Origin of the sequence: Bacillus sp. ISL-55, assembly GCF_018613155.1 — a bacterium.
Classification (GTDB): Bacteria; Bacillota; Bacilli; order Bacillales; family Cytobacillaceae; genus Mesobacillus.
In genome coordinates, this window is record NZ_JAGGQU010000009.1 from 185396 (window position 1) to 207756 (window position 22361).

The window sequence follows — 22361 nt, forward strand, 5'->3', positions numbered from 1 at the left end:
TAAGCCTTTTTAAATGATTAAAACCTCTATTCAAGTATATTGTATTTATAAAAAAACTGTAAACAAGCTCCATTTTCAAGAGGTTGTTTACAGTCTAGAAGCATTGATTAAAATTAAAATCTGTTTATATACCAATCCCGGGCTGCCTCAACCTCACTTAGTGTCAATTGATGTCCGCTGTTCTCCCAATGCATTTCTACACTGGCATGAGCGCTGGACAACAATGATTTCAATTCCTCCGACTCATGTGCCGGACAGATCGGGTCATTTTTTCCAGCAGCTAAGAAAACCTCTGTACCTGACAATTCCGGAAGGTCAATCCCTCTTCTAGGCACCATTGGGTGGTGGAGGATTGCTCCTTTAAGGGCATTCTTAAAATGAAAAAGCAGACTAGCAGCAATATTGGCACCATTTGAGTAACCAATCGCTACTATGTGATCGCGGCTAAAACCGTATTTTTCCGATGCTTCATCAAGGAAATCATGCAACTCCTGCGTGCGGAAAATCAAATCTTTTTCATCAAAGACACCCTCAGCAAGCCTTCTGAAAAAACGCGGCATTCCATTTTCAAGGATATTCCCGCGAACACTTAATAAAGAAGCTTCCTGGTCAATCATGTTTGCTAAAGGGAGCAGATCATTTTCATTTCCACCTGTACCATGCAGCAATAATAAAGTTGGTTTGGATGTATTTGTTCCTTTTTTATAAATATGTTCCATATTAACTCTCCTATCATTTTTAAAAAGCTATATATCTAACTCTTTTACTTCAATTGATTCTAAAGATTCTTCCAGTTCAGCTCGATATTTCTCATACTGTTGCGGAAGCATGAGCCTTTCACCCATCCTATCATGAGATTCATCAATGGCAAAGCCTGGAGGGTCAGTTGCTATTTCAAATAAGATTTCGCCATGCTCCCTGAAATAAATCGCATTGAAATAATTCCTATCCTGAACCGGGGTTACTTTAAACCCATTTGCATCTATATGTCTTTTCCAATCAAGCTGATCACGATCGTCCACTGCTCTCCAGGCAATATGGTGGACTGTACCTATTCCCATCAAACCACTAATACCTTGAGTTGTTTTCAAGTCAATGATATTCCCAATTTCTCCTTGGGATTTAAACCTGATGAAGTCCCGATCTTCATCAATTCGGTCAAAGCCCATGATATTTTCCAACAATGCAGCTGTTTGCGGTGGATTTGAAGAAAAAAGTACAGCGCCTCCAAATCCCTTGATCGCTTCCGTTTTTGAAACTCCGCCAAACTCCCATGTATTCATTTTTCCTTCTTCTCGTTCTACAAATTCAAGTTTAAGGCCGTGTGGGTCATCGAAACTCAAGTACTGCTCACCAAAACGAGCCGTTCTTACCCAATCAATACCGAAGGCTGATAACCTGTTCTCCCAGAAGCGAAAAGCTCCTTCCGGTACTACATAGGTCGTGACCCCAACCTGGCCATCCCCGATTCTCCCTTTATATGAACCTGACCATGGAAAAAAAGTAATGATAGTGCCTGGTGTTCCTTCCTCATTTCCAAAATATAAATGATAGGTCTCAGGGTCATCAAAATTCATTGTTTTTTTCACTAAACGCAGGCCCAGTACACCTGCATAAAAATCAACATTTTCTTGGGGGTTCCCTACGATTGCCGAAATATGATGGATACCAGCTGTTTGTTTCTTCATCCTGTTGTGCACCTGCCTTCTGTATACTCCGCTAATCCTTTTTTTGCAATTATCTCGAATTCGAGATAATTGTATAATTTAAAGTTGTTTATGTCAAGATTCGCATATTAAGCAGGCTTGCCACCGATTCATATTTTACTGTTTTATCTATACGATTGAAGCAAATAAGTTTAAATACCTGAATTTCTCGTATAAAAGAGTGTTTCTATCTGCTTCAAATAGTATCAAAAGATAAAATATAGGCGCTCACCGTAACAGCAATAACAATCAGTACAGCAGCAAGCCAAAAATTGGATACAAAAAATAATATCGATCCCATTATTGAAATCCACATAAGACTAAGACTTAACACTTTATTTTTTAAGGTAATACCATTTTTCTCGCGGAAATCCCTTATATACCCGCCTAACCATTTATTTCTGATCAGCTTTTGGTAAAGTTCATCTGAAGCCTTCACATAACAGGCTGCACCTAGTAGAATCAGCGGTGTGGTCGGCAAAAGAGGAACCACGATTCCGATCATTCCAAGGGCGATTGAAAGTGTACCGATAGTGATTAGTAAAGCCTTAACTGCGATGTTCATCGTGTATCCCCCCTTTGTATACATTAAGCATTTTACAGGCCATTGTCTACTCAAATTGGTTGACAGGAATTCCAGACTCTATGTAACTCCTAATAAGCTTCCAGCCAAAGTCATAGGTAAAAATTTGAAAAAAGAGCCCTTAACAACAATGACAAAATTATCCTATAATATAATGATGCTTTCAATACCTCCGAATGCATAGAAGAACAAAAACGACCGGTGAAGTTGTTCTTTCACTTTAATGCGCGGACCGAACACTTCATTCAGAAGGTACGCCAATAATACCGGGTAGACAAACGGACCTGCATCTTCAGACAGGTTTGGAGCAAATCAGCGAAAAGCTGTCCGAAGTAGAGCCATCTTCAGACAGGTTTGGAGAAAATCAACGGAAAGTTGTCCGAAGCAGGTGCATCTTCAGACAGGTTTGGAGAAAATCAACGGAAAGTTGTCCGAAGCAGGTGCATGTTCAGACAGATTTGGAGAAAATCAACGGAAAGTTGTCCGAAGTAGAGCCATCTTCAGACAGGTTTGAAGGAAACCAGCAAAAAGTTGTCCGAAGTAGAGCCACCTTCTGACAGGTTTGGAGGAAACAAACGAAAAGTTGTCCGAAGTTGGTGCACCTTCAGACAGGTTTGGAGGAAACAAACGAAAAGCTGTCCGAAGTAGGCGCATCTTCAGACAGGTTTGGTGCAAACCAACGAAAAGCTGTCCGAAGTAGAGCCACCTTCTGACAGGTTTGAAGGAAACCAGCAAAAAGTTGTCCGAAGTAGAGCCACCTTCTGACAGGTTTGAATGAAATCAACGGAAAGTTGTCCGAAGTAGAGCCACCTTCAGACAGGTTTGGAGGAAACCAGCGAAAAGTTGTCCGAAGTAGAGCCATCTTCAGACAGGTTTGGAGCAAACCAACAAAAAGTTGTCCGAAGTAGAGGCATCTTCAGACAGGTTTGGAGCAAACCAACAAAAAGTTGTCCGAAGTAGAACCACCTTCTGACAGGTTTGGAGGAAACCAGCGAAATAATCTTAATAAACAAACAAAAGCTGCTCCCAAAGGAACAGCGGAATTATTTAGGAGTTATTGAATGTCTTGTATAGTAATGGCTATATCTATAGAAGAATTCTACAATCGTCTCTCTTCCTTCGACGGTAAGTGTGTAAATAGTTTTGGTGGATTCCGATTTTTTATCGAAATCAACTCCATGTTCTACGACATATTCTTCTAAATATGACTCGATTTCATTCTTCTTAATTGTAATAGGAGTTTCCGAAAGTAATTTTTGCTTCTCTTGCACAAAAGTATCAATATATGAACCTATTTCATGGTTGTTTATACTCATATTAATGAAGGATCATTCCTTTCCAATCAAATTACCCAATAATTTACAATAAAAAAAGTCAGAAAAGGATCAATACGCTTTAATCCTTTTCTGACTTATGATCTGGTTCTATGCCCATTCATTGCTATCAGATTAGTATATTTAGTTATTCACGGTTAAGTCACTATAAGGTATGTTCTTTTCTTTTTCAAATAAGCAAGGTTAAGAGTTTTAACCTTTACCCTATTTAGTATAGTAACATTGTGTCATAAATAAATCAATAGGAACTTCTGTCAAGGCTTTAGAATAAACAAAGTGTAACTTTTGTCCTTATCAAAATTCCAGTCCACAAAGTAATCCGTTATTTTGGCATTTAAGTACTTTTCATAGGAACTTCTATGCTGATTAATCACTTTCTTTTCCAGCTTTCTTTTTGCAATCTTCAGCGTTTCTTGAAACCCTAATTGAATAAATTCTTTTTCAAGGCTTATTAATATGCCGTGGCGTACGATCATAAGCGTCCGCTCATTAAGTAACTTAGAGTAGGTTTCTTCTGGAGCTTTCTGAATTTCCATGCTTAATTCTATGGTTTCCTGTTCTACAAGGTTTTTATTGTTATATGCGTTAAAATTATATGGCAGGTCTTTTTCAAAAATGAATAATAACATTCCAGATTTTTCATCTAGATTCCAGTCATAGTAAAATTCTTTTATCTTATCTTTTGTATTTAATTCGATATAGGATTTGATTTCTTCTTCAAGCGTGTCCATCATCAGATCTCTGGTCTTTTGAACATAGACGCTTTGCTGATTAGTTATTAGAGTATTCTCCATCGTGGACAAAAAGTTGGTAATATAGATTGTTACGAAAGGCTTCGAGACGTTACAAAACACATTACCTGGTCCACGGCCAAAATTCTCTCTTAATAACTTCCCAATGTATCCACTGATTTCTTTTTCAAGCATCGCTACTTCCATAATATACCTCACTATGCAATTTAATCCTCTTTATCTATTCCCTAATCGAATACTGGCAAAACCATGAATACCTCGTGCTTAATTTAGAACTAAACTTCAGATTTATGTATAAATCAATAAAGGTTTATCGTTATATTTAAAGCTTGCTTCGGGCATATTATCAGAAAGTAAAGGGGGACATATCTTGAATAGCACTCATAATTCCATCAAGATGACAGCTGCTGAGATTTCTTACCTTTGGACAACCTATCTGTCAGATACGATGTCTATATGCGTATTTAAATATTTCCTTCAGCATATAGACAATTCTGATATCAAAGCACTTGTTAAACATGCGCTTGATTTGTCGTATCAGCATGTGGAGATAATCAATGAATTGTTCGTTCATGAGCGAATAGCGGTTCCTCAGGGATTTACTGATCAGGATGTAAATCTTAAAGCAGAGAGATTGTTTTCTGATATTTTTTACCTGAAATACATAAAAAACATGGCTGGCGGCGGTTTACTCGGTTACAGCAGGATGCTTCCAAATATATATCGTGAAGATATAAAGAGCTTTTACATGAAAGCATTGACTTCCTCAATGGAGCTGGAACATGAAGCGACCTTACTTCTATTGGAAAAAGGGCTTGCTACACGTCCCCCCTTCATTCCTTATCCCGATAAGGTGGAATTCATCCAAAAACAATCTTTTTTCCTCGAGGGTCTGGGCCGAAGAGCAGCTTTATCTGGAACTGAAGTAACTCACCTTCACTTTAATATTGAAACAAATCAGTTAGGTGCGGCGATTTCAACTGGTTTCAGTCAGACAGCCCAAAACAAGAAGGCACGGAATTATTTTATTAGAGGAAAGGAAATCGCGCTAAAACATATTAATGTTTTTAGGGATTATCTAGAGAAGGACTCCCTGCCTGCCCCTGCCGGTATTGAACAAGAAGTCACTGAATCGACCTTACCTGTTTTCACTGATAAATTAATGATGTTTCATTTCAGCGTGATGATTTATGCTGGTATAGGCAATTATGGAATTGCCATTTCCGAGAGTCAAAGAAGCGACCTTGTGATCGATTATTCGCGATTGAACGCAGAAATCCTCAAGTATTCCGAAGACGGGATCAATATTATGGTTGCAAATGGATGGCTCGAACAGCCACCATTATCAGTTGACAGACAAAATCTTTCAAAAAAATAGTGAATAAAAAAAGCACCCAGTGGGTGTTTTTTTACGGATTCTATCCATTAATAAATTTCAGAATCAATATGCCATAAATAGCTATTAAGTGGCAGGGATCTTTCTGTATTAAATTGGATTCCCTCGGATTCTAGCAACAGTTTCTGTGTGATGAACATTGCTTCATCCCTGAAGCCAATTTCTCCTTTTGAATTAATCACTCTATGCCATGGAAGACCATATTTTTCTGACATCGAATGAAGTATTCGGACAACTTGTCTTGCTGCTCTTGGGCTTCCAGCCGCTCTTGCTATTTGTCCATATGTCATCACTTTACCATATGGGATTGATTGTATAATTCTTATTACGTTATTTGAAAAACTGGTCATTATTCCGCTTCCTTTTCAACAAAGGTTTTTTCGTAAAGATGGTTATTAAAATCCTAAAGCCGACTTAGTGTAATATTACCCATTTTGCAGGATTAAAATATGTTTGCATGCTATTTTTTCAATAAAGAAGGAATATAGAACAAATTTTGAGAAAAGAGCCTCTACCAAACAATATATCATAAAAATCCCTGGCCTTAGGTCAGGGATTTTTATCACTTAGAAGAATAAGATTTAAATTTTTTTATGATTGCCCAGCACATGATTCCTATTAACCAGTAAATCGGAAATGAATAAATATGTTTCCAGGTAATTTCTTTATAAATCCCCAGGTAAACCATGAATGGTTCTGCAATAAAAGCCAGGAAAAGGGATAACACACCAGTAGCGATAAAAAACTTTTTAAATGACGTACTGAATTTTTGATAGACCATCATAAAAGGGATTATCACGACTCCCACATCATATGGATATAGCTGCGGATTTAAATATGGTGTGAGTCTTACTGGATATGTCCATACCATAGCATTGCTTCCAATTGAATCCAGGAAGATGGCTGTTACGCCATAAAATAAACCAAATGCCGTATTTTCGACTAGCCTTGTTTTATCAACCCGTATCCACCAGACGATGGCGGGGACGATGGAAATAACCAAGAGAAACCACCATTTATAAGTAAGGAAGTTATTTTCATACCAATATGTCCTTAATACCTTATGATATTTCGCCTCAGCATCTAATAATTCCTGCAGCGAGATGGACGTTAAAATCATCAAATAATCATTCAATTGGGATCCTATTGCACCCAACATTGAAAAAAGCATATTATCACACCCTTTGTATATAGAGTGTGATTTTTGCTCCTAAATATGTAAATACAGCTAATTTTGATGTTTGATTTCTTTATACATCTCGATGAGCCGATCCGGCTTTTCATCTGTACAGTAGGAATACACTCCTCTTGTTGTATGGAGATAAAGAAAGCCTGTCCTTCCTGACATTTCCTTAAAAGTAATATCTAATATGTCGCGCAGATGAAAAATGTCAGAAGCTGTGGTAATCCTGTCATGATACATTTTTAAGAATTGTTCGTTTTCTTCATAAACTTGTTCATTATCTTTAATCCTGCGATCCACTTTCCAGTAACTATGCGAACAAAGCATTCACAGCTCCCTCCCTTCTGATCAATTTCGCATCAATTTATTTTACACATGTTGTTTAACAATAACTAATATATTTAACAATAATAACAGGACTTCATTCTCTGAGGAGGAATTTTTTGAAATGCATCGGTGAACTTTTGGATCAGGAGAAGTACCGGGTCAATGGAAAAATTGCCATCATCGAAAATAAGGAGGCCGTATTAAAGATTTTTGGGTTTAGGAATGGAAAATGGCTTGATTTATGGGATATTGATTCACGGATTCTGACTCTGTTTTATAAATCTTATGAAACTGAATTCGATTGGTTCATCGTTGTCTATGACTACCAAGCTTTCTGCGTCGACAAAGATATAAAAGAAGCGATTATCTGGCATGAACTTGGTCATATTGAGTATCCGGTACTAGAACAACAACTGAGTATAGAAAGTGAAATTCAATGCGATGGGCTTGCGATCAAGAACGGGCACCAGGAAGGCATTCGTAAAATATTGAATCTTACTATGAAAATGGCCAAAACACTTAACCATGAAATTTTAACTCATATTACTTTCGAAAGGCAAATGAAACTGCCTTTCTAAGAATGACCAGCCACTCCTGTTAAGTACTTCGCCAAAATAAATATTGCTACTGTTTTAATCAAAGAGACCCGCCAAAACGGCGGGTCTTTTTGATCAACCAGTATTCCTTAATCCTGCAGCAACGCCGCTGATCGTTAATAAAACCTGCGTCAATAACTCATCATCCGGGTCTTCATCCCTGCGAAGCTCCTTAATCAATTCAACTTGAATAAAGTTAAGAGGATCGACATATGGATTTCGTCTATGGACAGAGTCTTTGATATTTGGTGTATGGTCAAGAAGTTCTTCATCCTCTGTAATTTGCAGAAGGATGTTCTTGGTTCGTTCATACTCCTCTAAAATGTTGCCAAAGATACGGTCAGCGATTGCTTTATCTTCTACCAGTGAAGTGTATTCCTGCGCTGTGGTGATATCCGCTTTCATCAGTGCCATTTGCAGATTATCAACAGTACTTCGGAAGAATGGCCATTCTTCATACATTTCCTGTAAGACCTTTAAATTATCGGGACTTTCTTGTACAAAGCTCTGCAAGCCAGTTCCAGCCGCATACCACGCAGGGAAGAGTTGTCTGCTTTGTGTCCATGCGAATACCCATGGTATAGCACGAAGATTTTCGAATTGGGCACTGTTTTTACGGCTCATCGGACGTGAACCGATATTCAGTTCAGCTAGTTCTTTCAACGGTGTAGCTTGGTTAAAATATGTGATAAAATCCGGATCTTCAAACACAAGCGACTGATATTTTCTTAAGGAAACAGCAGAAATTTGCTCGATAGCATCCACCCATCTTTGGTCGCGCAAATGACCCTGCTCAGATTCTTTCAGTACATTCGCTGCCGCCTTCATCATCGTAGATGTAGCCTGTTCAAGACTTCTATAGGCAATATCCTTCAACAGATAACGAGAAGACAAAACTTCACCTTGCTCAGTAATTTTGACTCCTTGACCAAGTGTCTCGACAGGCTGGGATAGCAGGCTCTTGTTCAATGGACCGCCTCCACGGCCAAGTGAACCACCTCTGCCATGGAAAAACTTCAATCCGATTTGATATTGCTTCGCCATTTCATTGATCTCAAGCTGGGCTTTATAGAGCTTCCAGTTAGCTGTCAATGTTCCGCCGTCCTTGCTTCCATCTGAGTAGCCAAGCATGATTTCCTGCTGGTCCCCCATTTTATTCAAATGATTGCGGTAAATTGGCAATTTGAATAATGTTTCCATAATTTTTGGTCCAGCTGTTAAATCGTCGATTGTTTCTAGCAATGGAGCGACGTTCAGATCCGTCTCGAAAGTACCATCCGCATGGAGTCTGTAAATGCCAGCCTCTTTAGCAAGGACGAGCACTTCAAGCAAATCGCTAGCGGATTGAGTCATACTCACTAGATAAACAGAAATTGAACGCTTCCCGAATTCATTGTGCGCGCGTTTGATCATCTCAAAAACTTGAAGCATTTCCTGCGTCTCTTTTGAATAATCCTCATGAAGAAGAAGCAATGGACGTGGATCTTCAAGAATTTTAACAAGTAATTCCTGCTTTTCATCTTCTGATAGTGATGCATACTCCTGATTGATTCCAACCTTCTTCAGAATTTCTGCGATTGCTGCTTCATGTTCACCGCTATGGTTACGAATATCCAGAGTAGCAAGATGGAATCCGAACAACTGGACTTGCCTGATCAACTTTTGCAATGTTTTGAGTTCATGATGAACAGGATGATGCTGATAGATGCTCCGTTTTATGACAAGAAGATCTTCAAGCATTTCCTCTGATGATTTATAACCAATATCAGATTTTCCAGCTTCCTTAAGCCTTTGAATGATAATAGCAAATTTGCGGCGATAAACCTCGCCTTCAATATTCCATTTTTGATCATCCGTTAAATATTTTTCTTCATCTTTATTGACTGATGCGATTAACTCTTCACTAACAGCTGCTCTTGTTGTTGAATGGCTGAAACGCTTCATCAAATCAACTAATACAGCTTTATACTTTTTAAGTACCAGACGTCTTTGTCTTTGCAATGTTTCCCAAGTAATATCGGGAGTAACATTTGGATTCCCATCCCTGTCACCGCCGATCCATGAACCAAATCTCAGAAAGTGAGGTACTTTCCATTCATGTTCAGGATAATGGCCTTTCAGGGTAGTTTCGACTTCCTGATGGATTTCAGGAAGTACATCGAATAGTGTCTGGTCAAAATAATAAAGTCCGTTCCTGACTTCATCAATGACAGTAGGTTTTCGGTCCCTCAATTCATCAGTCTGCCAAAGAACTGAAACCTCATTGAACAGGCTTTCCTCGATTTTATCACGCTCTTTCTTGGATAAGAGTGGATTGTCCAGACTTTTAAGAATACCTGCTATCCTTTTCTGGATTTCCAGGACCGAACGTTTGGTAGCTTCCGTAGGATGGGCTGTAATAATCAATTCCAATGAAATGGTATTCAGTACATTCTGGATGATATCTGAGGATATATAATTGTCTTTCAAAGAAAGGATGGCTGCTTCAATAGAGCCTGGCTGTGAGCTGGTATCAGATTTGAGCAGATAGTCGCGGCGCCTGCGGATCCGGTGATTTTGTTCGGCTGCGTTGATTAAATGAAAATATACCGAAAATGCACGGATGATATTTTTTCTCATTGGTACAGACAAGCCTGCGATTTCCTCTTTTAAAGCAGGGTATGTATCGCGGTCATCTCCATTTCTAAGCGTTTTACACATAGCTCGGATTTTTTCTACTTTTTCAAATAATTCCACTCCGCCATGGTAGACTAAGATATCTCCAAGGATGTTTCCAAGCATTTTCACATCCCTGCGCAATGGCAAACTGCTGTCGTTCACTTCGATTCCTGATGTCATTTTGTCACCTTCCTAAAACTTGTAAGAATATTTTAAATATTAATATATCATAAAAGTGCCGAGATTGTGAAGTGATAAGCATATTGAATAAGTATTTCCACAATAACATCCCTGTGTTTAAGTGTAAGTATTCCTTAATTATTTTTCCACTCAAAGGCCTTTGAAACTAACCCCTATTAAAGAAAAGGCTTCCCTAAATGGGAAGCCACTATCAACTAGTAATCGTGTTCGTTAGCTAGCTTTATTCTTTTTCTCAGGTTTCCCTGTTACAATAACTTTCATTGTTTTTACTGCCTTTGTTTTACCCGCAAAGTTCTCTGCTTCTGCATGCAACGTATGCGTTCCATTATCAAGATCCAACTCTACCGAGTACGTGCCATCCTGCCCTGTTTTAACCGAATCTATCAGGAATACTTCATTGCCATGCTTTTCATAAATATTCACGGTCGTTCCCTGTGGTGCTGTGCCTTCTACTAAAGCCGGCTCACCCTTGACCATCAATTCTTCCACTTCCCAAGTTGGTGCTTCAGGGACTTCCTGTACTTTGTCCTTTGACCAGGCAAGAGCATTTACGAATAACTGTCGCCCATCTTGAGTCCAGCCATAGTCAGGGCCAATGATATTTGTAACAGCAAAAGAAGACATCAGCAAATGCATGTGTTCCTTACTCCTGAATTCAAAGCCAATTGAATCACCTTTACTCTCTCCGTCAACTGAAAGGCTCGAAATTTCTATACCTATATAATTCTTGAACGTCGCATATGGACTTTTCGCCGTGTGGATTTTAACCCGCTCATTTTCATCCAATTTAATCCCGTTGAACATTGGATGTCCATCTGCTCCTTCAACATATATCGCTCCTTCATTATATCCCTGCTGGTCCATTTCCAGACCTCCCGTGACCTCTTGTAATCTTTGGATTGAACCTTCAGCCACGCCCCATGTGCCTGTAAAAACAAGGCTTGTCTTTTGTTCGTCACTTTCTCTGATCAGCTGTTCAAATTGCTCATTTGTTCCTTTATTTGTATTGACTAGGATGACATCATAATTTCCCACATTCCCGAGGATGTCCCAACCTTTCTCTTCTGCATACAGTTCCTGTTCATTTAATAAACCTGTCAGGGCACCGTTAACATCTCCCAGTACTGCCGCCTCGAATGCGCTGAGTTCAAGGTTGAATTCCCTATCTTCGGATACAATTTCAACCTCAAAAGCATCCTGCAGATACCCTTCTGCTATTACAAACAAAGTGTACTCGCCAGGCAGCAAATTCTTGAATTCATACGAACCATCTTCTATGCTGGAGCCTTCCATCTGAAAATCAGGCTCATCTTTTGGAACTAGTGTCAACTTAGCACCAGCCACAGGTTCTTTGTCTTTCTTGCCTGTAATTACACCACTCAGATCAGACCCATCAATAGCTTCCAGTGTAAAGTTCAAATCGACACTGCTTCCTAGCTCTGCAACTTTAGCTGGCTTGGTTTGTTCAGCAAAGCCTCGTGCCTGGACCTTCACTTCGTAATCACCAATGCCAATCCCAAACTTATACTTCCCAGCTGAGTTGGTTGTTGTTTTGTGGTTTGTTCCTTCAATGGTGACAAAGGCATTTACAATTGGATTTCCCTGACTGTCCTTGACTTCTCCTTTGATTTCACCCTGGCTAGCGGTCAAGGCGTAATTGATCGCATTCAGGTATATTTTTTTAGCATTTTCAGTCCATCTGTCATTCGGATGACCATAGTTGCTAATTTGCAGCGCGGATAGAAGAATATGGACACTATTGGATGAACTGAACTTATAGGCAATGGAGCTGCCAAGTTCTCCTTTATCCGGGTTAGTCAAGCTGGCAAGAGACGTGCCGCTATAGTTATCAAACACAGAATACTGTACACTGCCTTTAGGATTGAGTAGCAGAGGAAGTTCATCCCCCTTATTGAATCCCTTGAGGATTGGATGATTCTGATCGACCCGAAGATTTAATTCCTTATCTACAAAACTATACTCAAAATCTTCAGGATCACCATATGCATCGCTCAAATCTCCAATTGTCCCTCCGTACAAAGCAGTGAAGATAATGCTGACTTCATTTTCATTTGCTTTCTCCACCATCGCCTTGAATCTATCATCCTTCATTGTATAGGATGTATCATTGACGATGATTAATTTATAGTTCGGTATATTCTCGATCAATGTTTCAAATTCTGTATAAGGATGTAAATCAATGTCATAACCATTGTTTTCAAGGAATGGTATGATTTTGTCCTGTTGGTAAGGGTTCGCAAGAAGGGCAACCTTTTCCGATACAACAAGAGAGACATTCAAGTCTGTCTTTTGCCCTGTGTTAATTTCTACAGACTGGTAAATCGGCTTATAACCGGCCGCAATCACCCTGACTTCATATTGTCCTTCTGGAAGTGTTGCTTGATAATTTCCATCCTCAATTGTCTCGACTGCCACTGGTGTTCCAATTACTTCTACCCTTGCACCAATTATCGCATCTTTCGTAGTGGCATCGACAATTTTACCAGCCAGGATGCCAGAATCAACAGCTTCAAGTACGAAATCTTCATTTGTCGCTTCTCCGTTTTTAATCGAGACTGTGAATTCTTTTGAATTGTGGCCAAAAGCATCAACAGTCAGGGTATATGTCCCTTGCTCTAATGCAGCAAAGAACTTGCCTTTTTCATCTGCTTGATAGGTTTTGCCTGTTTCAGTTACAGTAATTGTCCCCTGAACAGCCCCGTTTACATTTTGGACCATGCCATGAAGTTCACCGACCAGAGCCTCTTTCTCATCAAGTGCCCAATTCAGCGCGTTATTCAACAGCCGTTCTCTCGCCGGGTCGAAAGATTCAGTCGGCTTGAATACATGGCTGATTGTCATATTTGCTAAAAGAATCTCAACTGAATCGGCCGTCCTGCCTTTGTAGGCAACCATGCTTCCCTTCTCACCGGTTCCTGTATGTGAAAAATCGACGATGGTTTTACCCGAATATCCGTCAAAACCATAATAATACCCTGACTTTCCAGGTATTTCGACGATGTCTCCTGTCTTAAAACCTGCAGTAAGTGGATGCTCACCTACTACAGATCCCTGTGCTCCTGGTTTGTTGTTATGTTCGAATATAGTTTTCGGATCATTATTGAATTCCTGCAAATATCTAATCGAACCGCGTCCCCCAGCCTGGCCTGTCCAGATAACTGATTTCCTGTTTTCATCCAAAGCCTTCTGGAATGCTAAAAACTCTTCTTTCGAAGGTTCAAGATCCCTGGCATAATCAGAATTCGCGAAAACAACATCCACTTCATCCAATTTATCCGTATCCTTATAATCCAGATAAACCACCTTGTAGCCTCTTTCCTCAAGGTATTGCTTATAAGTCGTCCCTGAAGCTGTTAAGTCAACGATGATTCCCACCGTTGGTGAAGGTTTTAATTTTGCGTTCACGGCAGCTTTTTGGCCGTCAGTGATATTCAGCTCAATATCCTGGCGTACATAGCCTTCCTTTTCAATCCTGGCTGTATAGTTCCCAGGTTCTACTTTAGAAAGGTTATATTGACCCTGGACGTTTGTAATTGCTTCTTTTGGTGCTCCTAAGAGTGTGACTTTTGCTCCTTCAATCGCATTCCCATCTTTTGAATCTTCCACGGTACCTGAAATGGAGCCAACATTTTCTGCTACTGCCATTCCAATCTCCATCGGCTCACTGTCCATTTCTGTCGTCACTTTCATAGTTTTGGCGGCATAACCATAGGAACTGATTTCAATCTCGTATTCTCCAGATAGCAGCGCGATTGTAAAACTGCCATCCTCACTGCTTGATTGAGTTTGGAACGGCTGTCCCTTCACCTTGATATCTGCCTTTAATGGATTGCCTTCTTCATCGACGATCGTCCCGTTGATTATTGGGTATTTGACATTTGCTGCCCATAACACCGAATTAATGAGAAGCTGTTTTCCCTCCTCTGTATAATCCTTGGCACCATGGTAATAAGCAAAACCGTGGCCGCTCAACAGTAATTCAACACTTCCGGCAGACCTCGGCTTATAAGCAACCCCAAGACCATGGGTGACATCTGATCCTTCATGCTTGATCTCCGCCAGTGGATAGCCGCTGTAATCCTTAAAATAACCAACATAGCTGGCTGCAGGAGCGAGGATTTCAACGATTTCCCCAGTCTTTGCTCCATTAAATATTGGATGCTCCTCGATTACCTTATACTGGGCAGCTTCAGTTGTCTTCCTTATCGTTTTAAGTTCTTTCGGATCCTTTCTGTAATTCACCAGCTGCTTAATTCCTCCGCCCCAGACAGCATCACCATAAATCAGACTGGTTTGCGCTTTGTCTGCCGCTTCCATCATTTCATTGGTTATAGCTGATGAGCTTGGGTCATTAAAGAAAATGACATCAAACTCAGCCATTCTCTGAACTAATTCAGCGGGCTGCACATCTAGAACATTTACTCCCATTTCATTAAACAGAGCTTTGAAGTTTTTCTCTGAAGAATAGTAATCACCTACTACTCCTACTGATGGCATGGTGTGCATCTGCATGTCCAATTCACCCGAATGGCGCGCGACATCGACACTTTGTGTCTGAACGATGTATCCATCCTTACTTAATTTAAGTTCATACAATTCTTCTTCTAAGCCAGAGACTTCATACCGTCCGTTTGCAGCAGTCTGAACTTCTGTAATCGTTTCGCCAGCTGAGTTTTCAACTGTAATATTGACACCTTGAAGTTCCATACCTGATATGGAATCCGTAACAGTACCTGTTAGCAGTCCTTTTTCTGACTCACCTAAAGCGATTTGGACTGAGGCAGCAGCCTCTTTAGCTACAGTAACGGTTTCTGATTTAGAGCCCAATCCTTTTGACCTGACTTCAAGTTTGTAGGTACCTTCATCATGAAAAAGTGTGAAGTTTCCGTTAGCGTCAGTTTTCACTTTTACTCCTGTTTCGAGCACTTCGATGTTTGCCTCGACAGGTTCTCCAGCTGCATTGGTCACAGAACCTGTTATTTTTCCGTATTCAGCTTTGTACAGGTAATCAATACTGTTAAACAGGATTTGCTGCTGTCCGCGCAGCCAGGCCTTGGAACTCTCCCAAGGTACAGTCGCATGGCTCGACAATAATAAATGGGCACTGTCCTCTGATACAGCTTTATAAGCTATCCCTGAACCGACAAAACCAAGGTCAGTGGTCCCGATCTTACCGATTGTCCTGCCGGAATACTGATTGAACCAGGCAAAATCTGCATTATTCTCTAAAACATTGATTCTGTCTCCAGGTTTGTAACCCTTGAAAATAGGATGTTCTGCTTCAACCTGGATCCTTACTTCCCCGCCATCATAATCATGATCTAGCTCTTTAGGGTCCTGATAGAAGTCTTTCAAGTGGTGGATGGATCCATAATTCGAGCCCCACTGGTCTGTGAAGATAATGCTGACATTATGGACTTTTGCTCTTTCTGCCAATTCTTTGAACTGGTCCTCAGTAGGCTTGATGCCATCTGAACCGTATCCGCCATTCAGGTAAATCACTTTATAGCGGCCTATGTCCTCGACAACATCCCAGCCACGTTCTTCAGCGATAAAACCATTAACATTCAACAAAGTCGTGATTTCACTCTTATAATCATTAAGGACCGCAATGTCAATTGGCTTTAATTCGAAGGTTAAGTCAGTACCTTCGCCGGATTTGACAACGATTTTCATGCTGCCGGTCTTATAACCCTTTAATGATATATCTGCCCTGTAGGTTCCTTCATATATATTTTCCTTTGCAAATAGTCCATTACTGTCTGTCTTCCCCTCAACTGGTGTCTGATTTAGGAGGACAGTAGCCCCGGCAACTTGATTTCCTGTGCGCTGGTCTTTTACAAGGATAGATAAAGAGCCCTTAGCTGCTTCCTCAAGTTGATAATCTTTCATAAATTGATATCCTGAAGAAAGCTTTACATTTTCAGTGATTTGCTTTTTACCATATGAAGAGATTCTGATTGTATAGTCACCAGGTGCATGCTTAAGCAAGAAGCCTCCATCTTCATTTGTGTCTACAGATTCCCCTGTTTCCAGCACAGAGACAGAACCTTGAACAACATTTCCATCGCTATCCTTTAATATGCCTTTGACACTACCAGGTGAACTGTAGCTCTTTACGCCTGTTTGGTAAGGTACAATAACCTGACCAGGAAGAATAGGGATTCCCGATGTACTATAAACCGGGAGACTGAAATCCTTCATTCTTTCACCAGTGTACACATCAATGACAGAAAGGTTTCCGCTTGTACCTGCAAAAAATAATAGTCCATTTGCAGAAACAGAACCACTGTTCAAAGTCGTACCCACAGATCGGTTGTTCCAGAGTTCCTGACCAGTCTTTGCGTCGAATGCGCGTAATACCGGCTGAACGGCCGAACCAATGACGACAATATTTTCATAGACAATTGGAGAACCAGCCTGTGTATCACCGATACCTTCAGCCTTCCATTTCTCTTCACCTGTTTTGCTATCAAGAGCATAAAGCGTGCCGCCTTCAGTGTTAAAATTGGTACCTGCCAGATATAGTGTACCGTCATCGAATACCGGCTTTGAGGCAACCCCTTCATTTACGAGTGTTTTGCTCCACACTTCTGTTCCATCTTCAATCCTGAGGGCCCTGAGCTTTTGATTATCATAGCTTCCGATAAATAACATCCCATCTCCAGCACTAGGACCGAAATAGGTAGGCGCACCAAGATTGACACTCCATTTCTTTTCTCCAGTCTCTGCATTCAACGCGGTTAGCTTTGCATCTTCTGAAAGGTCCGATGAAACGAATAACGTTCCATCAACAAGTAATGGAGATTCATAGACTGCCATTGACCCAACCGCAGTTGTCCATATAATGCTACCGGATTTGAGATCCAAAGCATAAATCTTTCCGTCTTCTCCTCCTGAAAGATAGACAGTATCAGCATTTATTGTTGGCGATGATCTGTTCGTGCTTCCAATTCTTACAGACCATTTCTCCTTGCCTGTAAACGAATCTAGCGCTACAACATATCCGTTGTCCGTAACAAGGACCACTTTGTTATTAGCTGCTGCTGGGGTGGAAAAAAGAATCTTGCCTTTACCTGTAGTATTGAACTCCCAGCTTTCATCTAGTGCATCCAGGTCAATTGCATTTGCGGAAACAGCATTGCGTTGATTGTTGCCGTTCGCCATAGACCATTCATTATTTAAATTGTCAGGGTTACTATTTACCTTCAAATCAATGGAAGTTTCCGCGCTCACATCCAATTCTTTTGCCAATCCATTTATCCCTTCACCCGAAACCTGAAGTACATACTGACCGGCAGGCAGATTTACAATTTCAAAAGTACCGTTAGCATTAGTCCGATAAGTTGGCAGCGGTGTGTTTTTGACTCTAATAAATGCATAAGGCACTGCCGTCCCAGAGCTGTCAGTTACTTTTCCAGTTATCTTATATGCCTGTGCGTTCTCCAATACCCAATTCACTGATAATGTTTGGCCTTTTTTTAGCTCAATTATTGTTTCGAAATCCTGATAGCCAAAAGATGTAACCTTGATTTTATGGGTGCCTTCCCTGATTTTGAATTTTATATCCCCGCCTTTTCCAATATTATAGGCAAGGCCTTCTTCCTTTATTTCAAGTTTTCCAGCGAGCGGCTTGCCATCCTTGTCTGTCAGCTTGCCGGTAAGCTCACCAGCGAAAGCAATTTCGGTGACAGCCTGGTAAATATTCATGATACCCGTGCCATAGGAATCATTTGGCAATGTTCCCATGTGAGGCTCTACTCTCGAAGTCTGCTTAAGAGTTTCTTTTACCTGGTCAATTGTCAGGTTTGGATTAGCCTGCAATAATAGCGCTACTGCACCCGTGACATGCGGAGTCGCCATTGATGTACCACTGATCGTGTTGTATTTACCTTCATTCCGTTTTGCTGGCCATGCTGAATAAATCTTGTGGCCTGGGGCAGATATATCAGGTTTAATGATGCGTTGCTCATCGCCGTTTTCATCCTTCCAAAAAACAGGCCCACGGCTGGAGAAAGAGGCAGTTTGGTCATACGCATCAGTTGCGCCGACAGCAAATGTTTCAGGGAAGCTTCCCGGAGAACCGATTGTTTGTGATCCAGGTCCATCATTCCCGGCCGCAAAAGATGGGAAGATTCCTGCTGACACCCATGCTTTTACATCTTCATAGAATTCAAGGTTATAAGTATTCGAATTCCCCCATGAGTTGTTGACTACATGAGGAGCCTTCGATGGGTCACCGCCTGGAGCCATGAACCATTGGAAAGCCTGGTGGATAGCTGAAAGAGTTGTAGAGCCGCCATCATTGAAGATTTTAGCAGCAATCCATTCTGCTTCCGGCGCAACCCCGATTGGTTCGCCAGTGCCTCCGCCGACTGCAGTGCCGGCCACGTGAGTACCATGTCCATGACCGTCATTCGGTGTGGCATACCCCTGGCCTGATAAATCAATCCACGAATATTGATGATTGCCACCTCGTCCGCGGTAGTTATGTTTAAGCGCTTCATGATTTCCATCTACCCCGGAATCCATGATTCCTACAACCATACCCTCACCTTTTAATCCGTATTGCCCCCATACCTTAGGGGCATATATTTTTTCAAGTCCCCATTGAGGCAGTCACGGTGGATTATCTTCCACTTTCAGCTCAGGAAGACTAAGAGTTTCATCGAGCGAGATTTCCGCTATATCTTCGCGGTTCTTTATTTCTTCAAAAGCTTCTTTAGTGATTGAAGCAGTAATCCCATTTTGATCCAAAGTGAATCCTTCTTTTTTGCTTTTCCTTTAGTTTCCAAAGCAGAAAGTGCCTGCTGGATTCCTTTTTGAGAATTGTCCGCTTTTTCTTTGAGGTGATCCTGGATGGCTTTGATTTTTTCAACGCGGTTTTTCTTTGCTTTCACCTGGGGATAAATCTTGCTGAGGTCTGGTTGATCTTTCATCCTGATGATGACATCAAGTTCTTGTTCCTTTTCAAAGGCTTTAAGCAGAGCAGCCTCTTTCTTGATTTCAGTAGCTATTGCTTGATCCCCTTTCAAAGGTGGAGGATCGATTCCCAATCCATCCAAAAGCTTTGCCATTTCACTACTTTCTTCAGATGTCCTTTCTTGTTCTGCTGCTTTTTCAGAAGCAGCGGTCTGTTCACGCTGTTTTTCCAGTAAGAGTTCTTCTTTCGAAAAACTCTTGGGTTTCTGTTCAGCCGCGAAAGAAAGCTGGCTAGTAAACGATGAAATAATCATCAGCATCGCTAACATGACTGCCGAAAACTTCCTTAATTTTACCTTCTTTTTTCTAACCATTTCTTGCACCTCCTGATCATTTGATTACCGAAGAAATACTGCATAATTTTGTAAAAACCTTTTAATTTATTGAATATTAATACTATTCAGATAAAAATGAATACAAAGTATTACTATTTTTGTAATTTATAGGGAATTAGTAGCGGTATATAAATATGAAAAAAAGACCATGAAAATGGTCTCTGATTCTGGTTTTATTTAATTAACGGAATGACTTTCGCATTACAAGTCTTCTCATAAAATTCGATTGGTCCGGCATTATCAATGATAATATCTTTATAACCTTTTCTTTGCATGCCTTCCAGGGCTACATGCAGCAATGATTCTCCAACACCTTCGCTTCTACTGTTTTGGGCGACACCCATCGGTCCAAAATAGCCAGGATGATGGATATCAAATGCAGCAAAGCCAACGATCGCCCCTGAGTCGTCTTCCACGATATAAATTGACGGATGCTTGCTCCTCAACGCGTGTTTGATAGACTGAGTCCAACGGTTACCAAACTCATTGTTTATGAACTGAATTAGCCTTTCAGCGTCGCCTTCACTAACCATCTTAATATCCCTGTAAAGTTTTTTCGGTGGACTGTAACCTGCTAAATCTAAATGCATATCCCTTGAAACTGTAGCTTCACTTAGAAGAATGTCTTTTTGTTCATGAGTCAAAAGCTTTTCAGTTTGTCCGCTCTTGATTAATGCTTTCAGGACATGCCCTTCGTTTAGATAAATTTGATTGTAGTTCCTCATATAGCTGATTGCTTGTTCAATCACTAGATTTGTAGATGAACTAATTGGAATTTTAAAAGGTTCGCAGATTTCAAAAGAAAGGTTCTCATGACTCGGGTTATATGGTTTCTTCATAACATCAATGTCGATACCGCTTTTTTGTTTTGCCTCTTTTATTGGGGAGGAGCCATCATCCAAGCAGCCAAGCAAAAGATGCTCAGGCATCAGGCATGGGCTACCCGCCTGTTTGCACTCCTGTTCTGCTATAGCTAAAGCTTTTGCCATTTGTTTCGTAAGTTTTATATCCTTTAACTCCATACTATCCCCCCCTTAATAGTTCTATAGAGTTTATATTAATATCTGAGCTTGATGGCGCACACCACTTCTACGCGCTGATTTTCATTTGCCCTTCTTTTCTCCTTATTGTTGAATAGCTGTGGAGTGCCATTCCGAGCATGACGAGGCTGATTCCGATCCAGGATAATGGAGTTGGCAGAGGCAGTGTTAAGATAAAAAATTCCCCTGCCAAGGCAAAAAGCACTTCCGCTGCCTGGGTTGCTTCAACGGCAGCAAGCTTCTGCGTATTGCCCCTCACTAAATCTGTAGCCTTAAAGAATAAAACCGTCGCTATCACGCCGGAGGTAATGGCGACTAAAAGGGACTGGAAGCTCTGGTTCAATGTAGGAGCACCCTCCGTAAAAAGACCAAATAAAGCTAAAAGTAGCCAGAATGGCAGACTGGCCAGCGTCATTCCCAGGACACGTTGATAGGCATCAAGATTGCCGTTGGTTACTTCCATCATTTTTCTATTTCCCAATGGATAGGCGAAAGATGCAATAAATACTGGGATGACTCCGAGAATAACCATTTCGATTGGTATATGCCTTGCGTGCTCAATTTGCATAAGCAGTATCCCTGCTAAAATGATTACAGACATTCCGAGTCCTCTAAAAGGTATTTTTGCCCTGACAGTTACTGAACCTTCATTGGTCATTTTGGTTTCATAAAATAAGGGACTGAGCAAAGCACCTGATATAATCCTGGTCTGCCATGTACCGGCAATCAACCAGCCGGGTGAAAAGGCGGCGGCATATGTAAGGGGTGCATAGAACAAGACAAAGCCAACGAAGCTCCAAAGGAACCATGGATATGGATTCTGTTTGATATTCTGGATTACTGGCTTTAAATTCCTCCTTGCTGCCACAATCGCCAAAAGGAATGGAACCATGAATATGTATCTAAGTGCGGCACTCCATATCCAGCTGCCTCCTGATAATTCCATAGATTGATTCAGAACAAAGGTGAAGGCAAAAAAGAAGGCCGCTAAAATGCCTAATAAAATTGGTCCCACTAACACAATCCCCCTTTATGATTAGGCTATATTTATAATCTATATAGCTAGCAATTTCAAAAATCAGCACCATGTTATTCAGACATTTTCATGTCCGATTGGCTGATTAAATATCCTTCTTATTTTGAAGGGACTTAATCTCTTCCTCGATTCTTTTTAACAATATAACATATAAACAGAAGGTCTATCACCAGTTTTTTCCACAAAAAAAGACACCTGGCATGCCAGATGT

The 22361-nt window shown here is 40.7% G+C and carries 14 protein-coding genes; 2 read left to right on the forward strand and 12 right to left on the reverse strand.

Annotated elements, in window-relative coordinates; genetic code table 11:
* Positions 1–113: 113 nt before the first annotated feature.
* The 4 genes from J7E32_RS05860 to J7E32_RS05875 all read right to left on the reverse strand — a co-directional run bounded on the left by J7E32_RS05860 (position 114) and on the right by J7E32_RS05875 (position 4561).
* Positions 114–719, reverse strand: coding sequence for an alpha/beta hydrolase (locus tag J7E32_RS05860; RefSeq protein ID WP_214904955.1), 606 nt, complete (start codon positions 717–719; stop codon positions 114–116).
* 27 nt (positions 720–746) lie between these two features.
* Positions 747–1688, reverse strand: coding sequence for a ring-cleaving dioxygenase (locus J7E32_RS05865; RefSeq protein ID WP_214904958.1), 942 nt, complete (start codon positions 1686–1688; stop codon positions 747–749).
* A 214-nt stretch (positions 1689–1902) separates the two neighbouring features.
* Positions 1903–2271: a YbaN family protein gene (locus tag J7E32_RS05870; RefSeq protein ID WP_214904961.1), complete on the reverse strand. Its 369-nt coding sequence runs from the start codon at positions 2269–2271 to the stop codon at positions 1903–1905.
* 1606 nt (positions 2272–3877) lie between these two features.
* Positions 3878–4561: a Na-translocating system protein MpsC family protein gene (locus J7E32_RS05875; RefSeq protein WP_214904963.1), complete on the reverse strand. Its 684-nt coding sequence runs from the start codon at positions 4559–4561 to the stop codon at positions 3878–3880.
* A gap of 184 nt (positions 4562–4745) precedes the next feature.
* Between J7E32_RS05875 and J7E32_RS05880 the strand changes: the two genes are divergently transcribed.
* Positions 4746–5753: a DUF3231 family protein gene (locus tag J7E32_RS05880; protein ID WP_214904966.1), complete on the forward strand. Its 1008-nt coding sequence runs from the start codon at positions 4746–4748 to the stop codon at positions 5751–5753.
* Positions 5754–5800: 47 nt separating this feature from the next.
* Here J7E32_RS05880 and J7E32_RS05885 read toward each other — a convergent pair whose 3' ends face one another.
* The 3 genes from J7E32_RS05885 to J7E32_RS05895 all read right to left on the reverse strand — a co-directional run bounded on the left by J7E32_RS05885 (position 5801) and on the right by J7E32_RS05895 (position 7281).
* Positions 5801–6121, reverse strand: a complete 321-nt coding sequence (locus J7E32_RS05885) for an MGMT family protein (protein WP_214904969.1) — start codon at positions 6119–6121, stop codon at positions 5801–5803.
* Positions 6122–6333: 212 nt separating this feature from the next.
* Positions 6334–6942 (reverse strand): CBO0543 family protein, encoded by a 609-nt coding sequence (locus tag J7E32_RS05890; protein ID WP_214904971.1) that lies wholly within the window; start codon positions 6940–6942, stop codon positions 6334–6336.
* 57 nt (positions 6943–6999) lie between these two features.
* Positions 7000–7281: a hypothetical protein gene (locus tag J7E32_RS05895; protein WP_214904974.1), complete on the reverse strand. Its 282-nt coding sequence runs from the start codon at positions 7279–7281 to the stop codon at positions 7000–7002.
* 116 nt (positions 7282–7397) lie between these two features.
* Between J7E32_RS05895 and J7E32_RS05900 the strand changes: the two genes are divergently transcribed.
* A complete protein-coding gene (locus J7E32_RS05900; RefSeq protein WP_214904978.1) occupies positions 7398–7859 on the forward strand; it encodes a hypothetical protein in 462 nt (153 codons plus the stop codon).
* Positions 7860–7952: 93 nt separating this feature from the next.
* Here the strand turns inward: J7E32_RS05900 and ppc are convergent, their stop codons facing one another.
* The 5 genes from ppc to J7E32_RS05925 form a co-directional block, all read right to left on the reverse strand.
* Positions 7953–10715, reverse strand: coding sequence for a phosphoenolpyruvate carboxylase (ppc, locus tag J7E32_RS05905; RefSeq protein WP_214904981.1), 2763 nt, complete (start codon positions 10713–10715; stop codon positions 7953–7955).
* 231 nt (positions 10716–10946) lie between these two features.
* Positions 10947–19304, reverse strand: a complete 8358-nt coding sequence (locus J7E32_RS05910; RefSeq protein ID WP_214904984.1) for a carboxypeptidase regulatory-like domain-containing protein — start codon at positions 19302–19304, stop codon at positions 10947–10949.
* A gap of 155 nt (positions 19305–19459) precedes the next feature.
* Positions 19460–20053 (reverse strand): hypothetical protein, encoded by a 594-nt coding sequence (locus J7E32_RS05915; protein ID WP_214904987.1) that lies wholly within the window; start codon positions 20051–20053, stop codon positions 19460–19462.
* 194 nt (positions 20054–20247) lie between these two features.
* A complete protein-coding gene (locus tag J7E32_RS05920; RefSeq protein ID WP_214904992.1) occupies positions 20248–21096 on the reverse strand; it encodes a GNAT family N-acetyltransferase in 849 nt (282 codons plus the stop codon).
* Positions 21097–21163: 67 nt separating this feature from the next.
* Positions 21164–22129, reverse strand: coding sequence for a DMT family transporter (locus tag J7E32_RS05925; RefSeq protein ID WP_214904995.1), 966 nt, complete (start codon positions 22127–22129; stop codon positions 21164–21166).
* Between the last annotated feature and the right edge of the window lie 232 nt (positions 22130–22361).

Excerpts from the sequence above, each read along its gene's own strand:
- J7E32_RS05865 (WP_214904958.1), bottom strand. The coding sequence starts at position 1,688 with ATGAAGAAACAAACAGCTGGTATCCATCATATTTCGGCAATCGTAGGG.
- J7E32_RS05895 (WP_214904974.1), bottom strand. The coding sequence starts at position 7,281 with ATGCTTTGTTCGCATAGTTACTGGAAAGTGGATCGCAGGATTAAAGAT.
- J7E32_RS05910 (WP_214904984.1), bottom strand. The coding sequence starts at position 19,304 with ATGGTTGTAGGAATCATGGATTCCGGGGTAGATGGAAATCATGAAGCG.
- J7E32_RS05920 (WP_214904992.1), bottom strand. The coding sequence starts at position 21,096 with ATGGAGTTAAAGGATATAAAACTTACGAAACAAATGGCAAAAGCTTTA.
- J7E32_RS05915 (WP_214904987.1), bottom strand. The coding sequence starts at position 20,053 with ATGGTTAGAAAAAAGAAGGTAAAATTAAGGAAGTTTTCGGCAGTCATG.
- J7E32_RS05885 (WP_214904969.1), bottom strand. The coding sequence starts at position 6,121 with ATGACCAGTTTTTCAAATAACGTAATAAGAATTATACAATCAATCCCA.
- J7E32_RS05875 (WP_214904963.1), bottom strand. The coding sequence starts at position 4,561 with ATGGAAGTAGCGATGCTTGAAAAAGAAATCAGTGGATACATTGGGAAG.
- J7E32_RS05890 (WP_214904971.1), bottom strand. The coding sequence starts at position 6,942 with ATGCTTTTTTCAATGTTGGGTGCAATAGGATCCCAATTGAATGATTAT.
- J7E32_RS05860 (WP_214904955.1), bottom strand. The coding sequence starts at position 719 with ATGGAACATATTTATAAAAAAGGAACAAATACATCCAAACCAACTTTA.
- ppc (WP_214904981.1), bottom strand. The coding sequence starts at position 10,715 with ATGACATCAGGAATCGAAGTGAACGACAGCAGTTTGCCATTGCGCAGG.
- J7E32_RS05870 (WP_214904961.1), bottom strand. The coding sequence starts at position 2,271 with ATGAACATCGCAGTTAAGGCTTTACTAATCACTATCGGTACACTTTCA.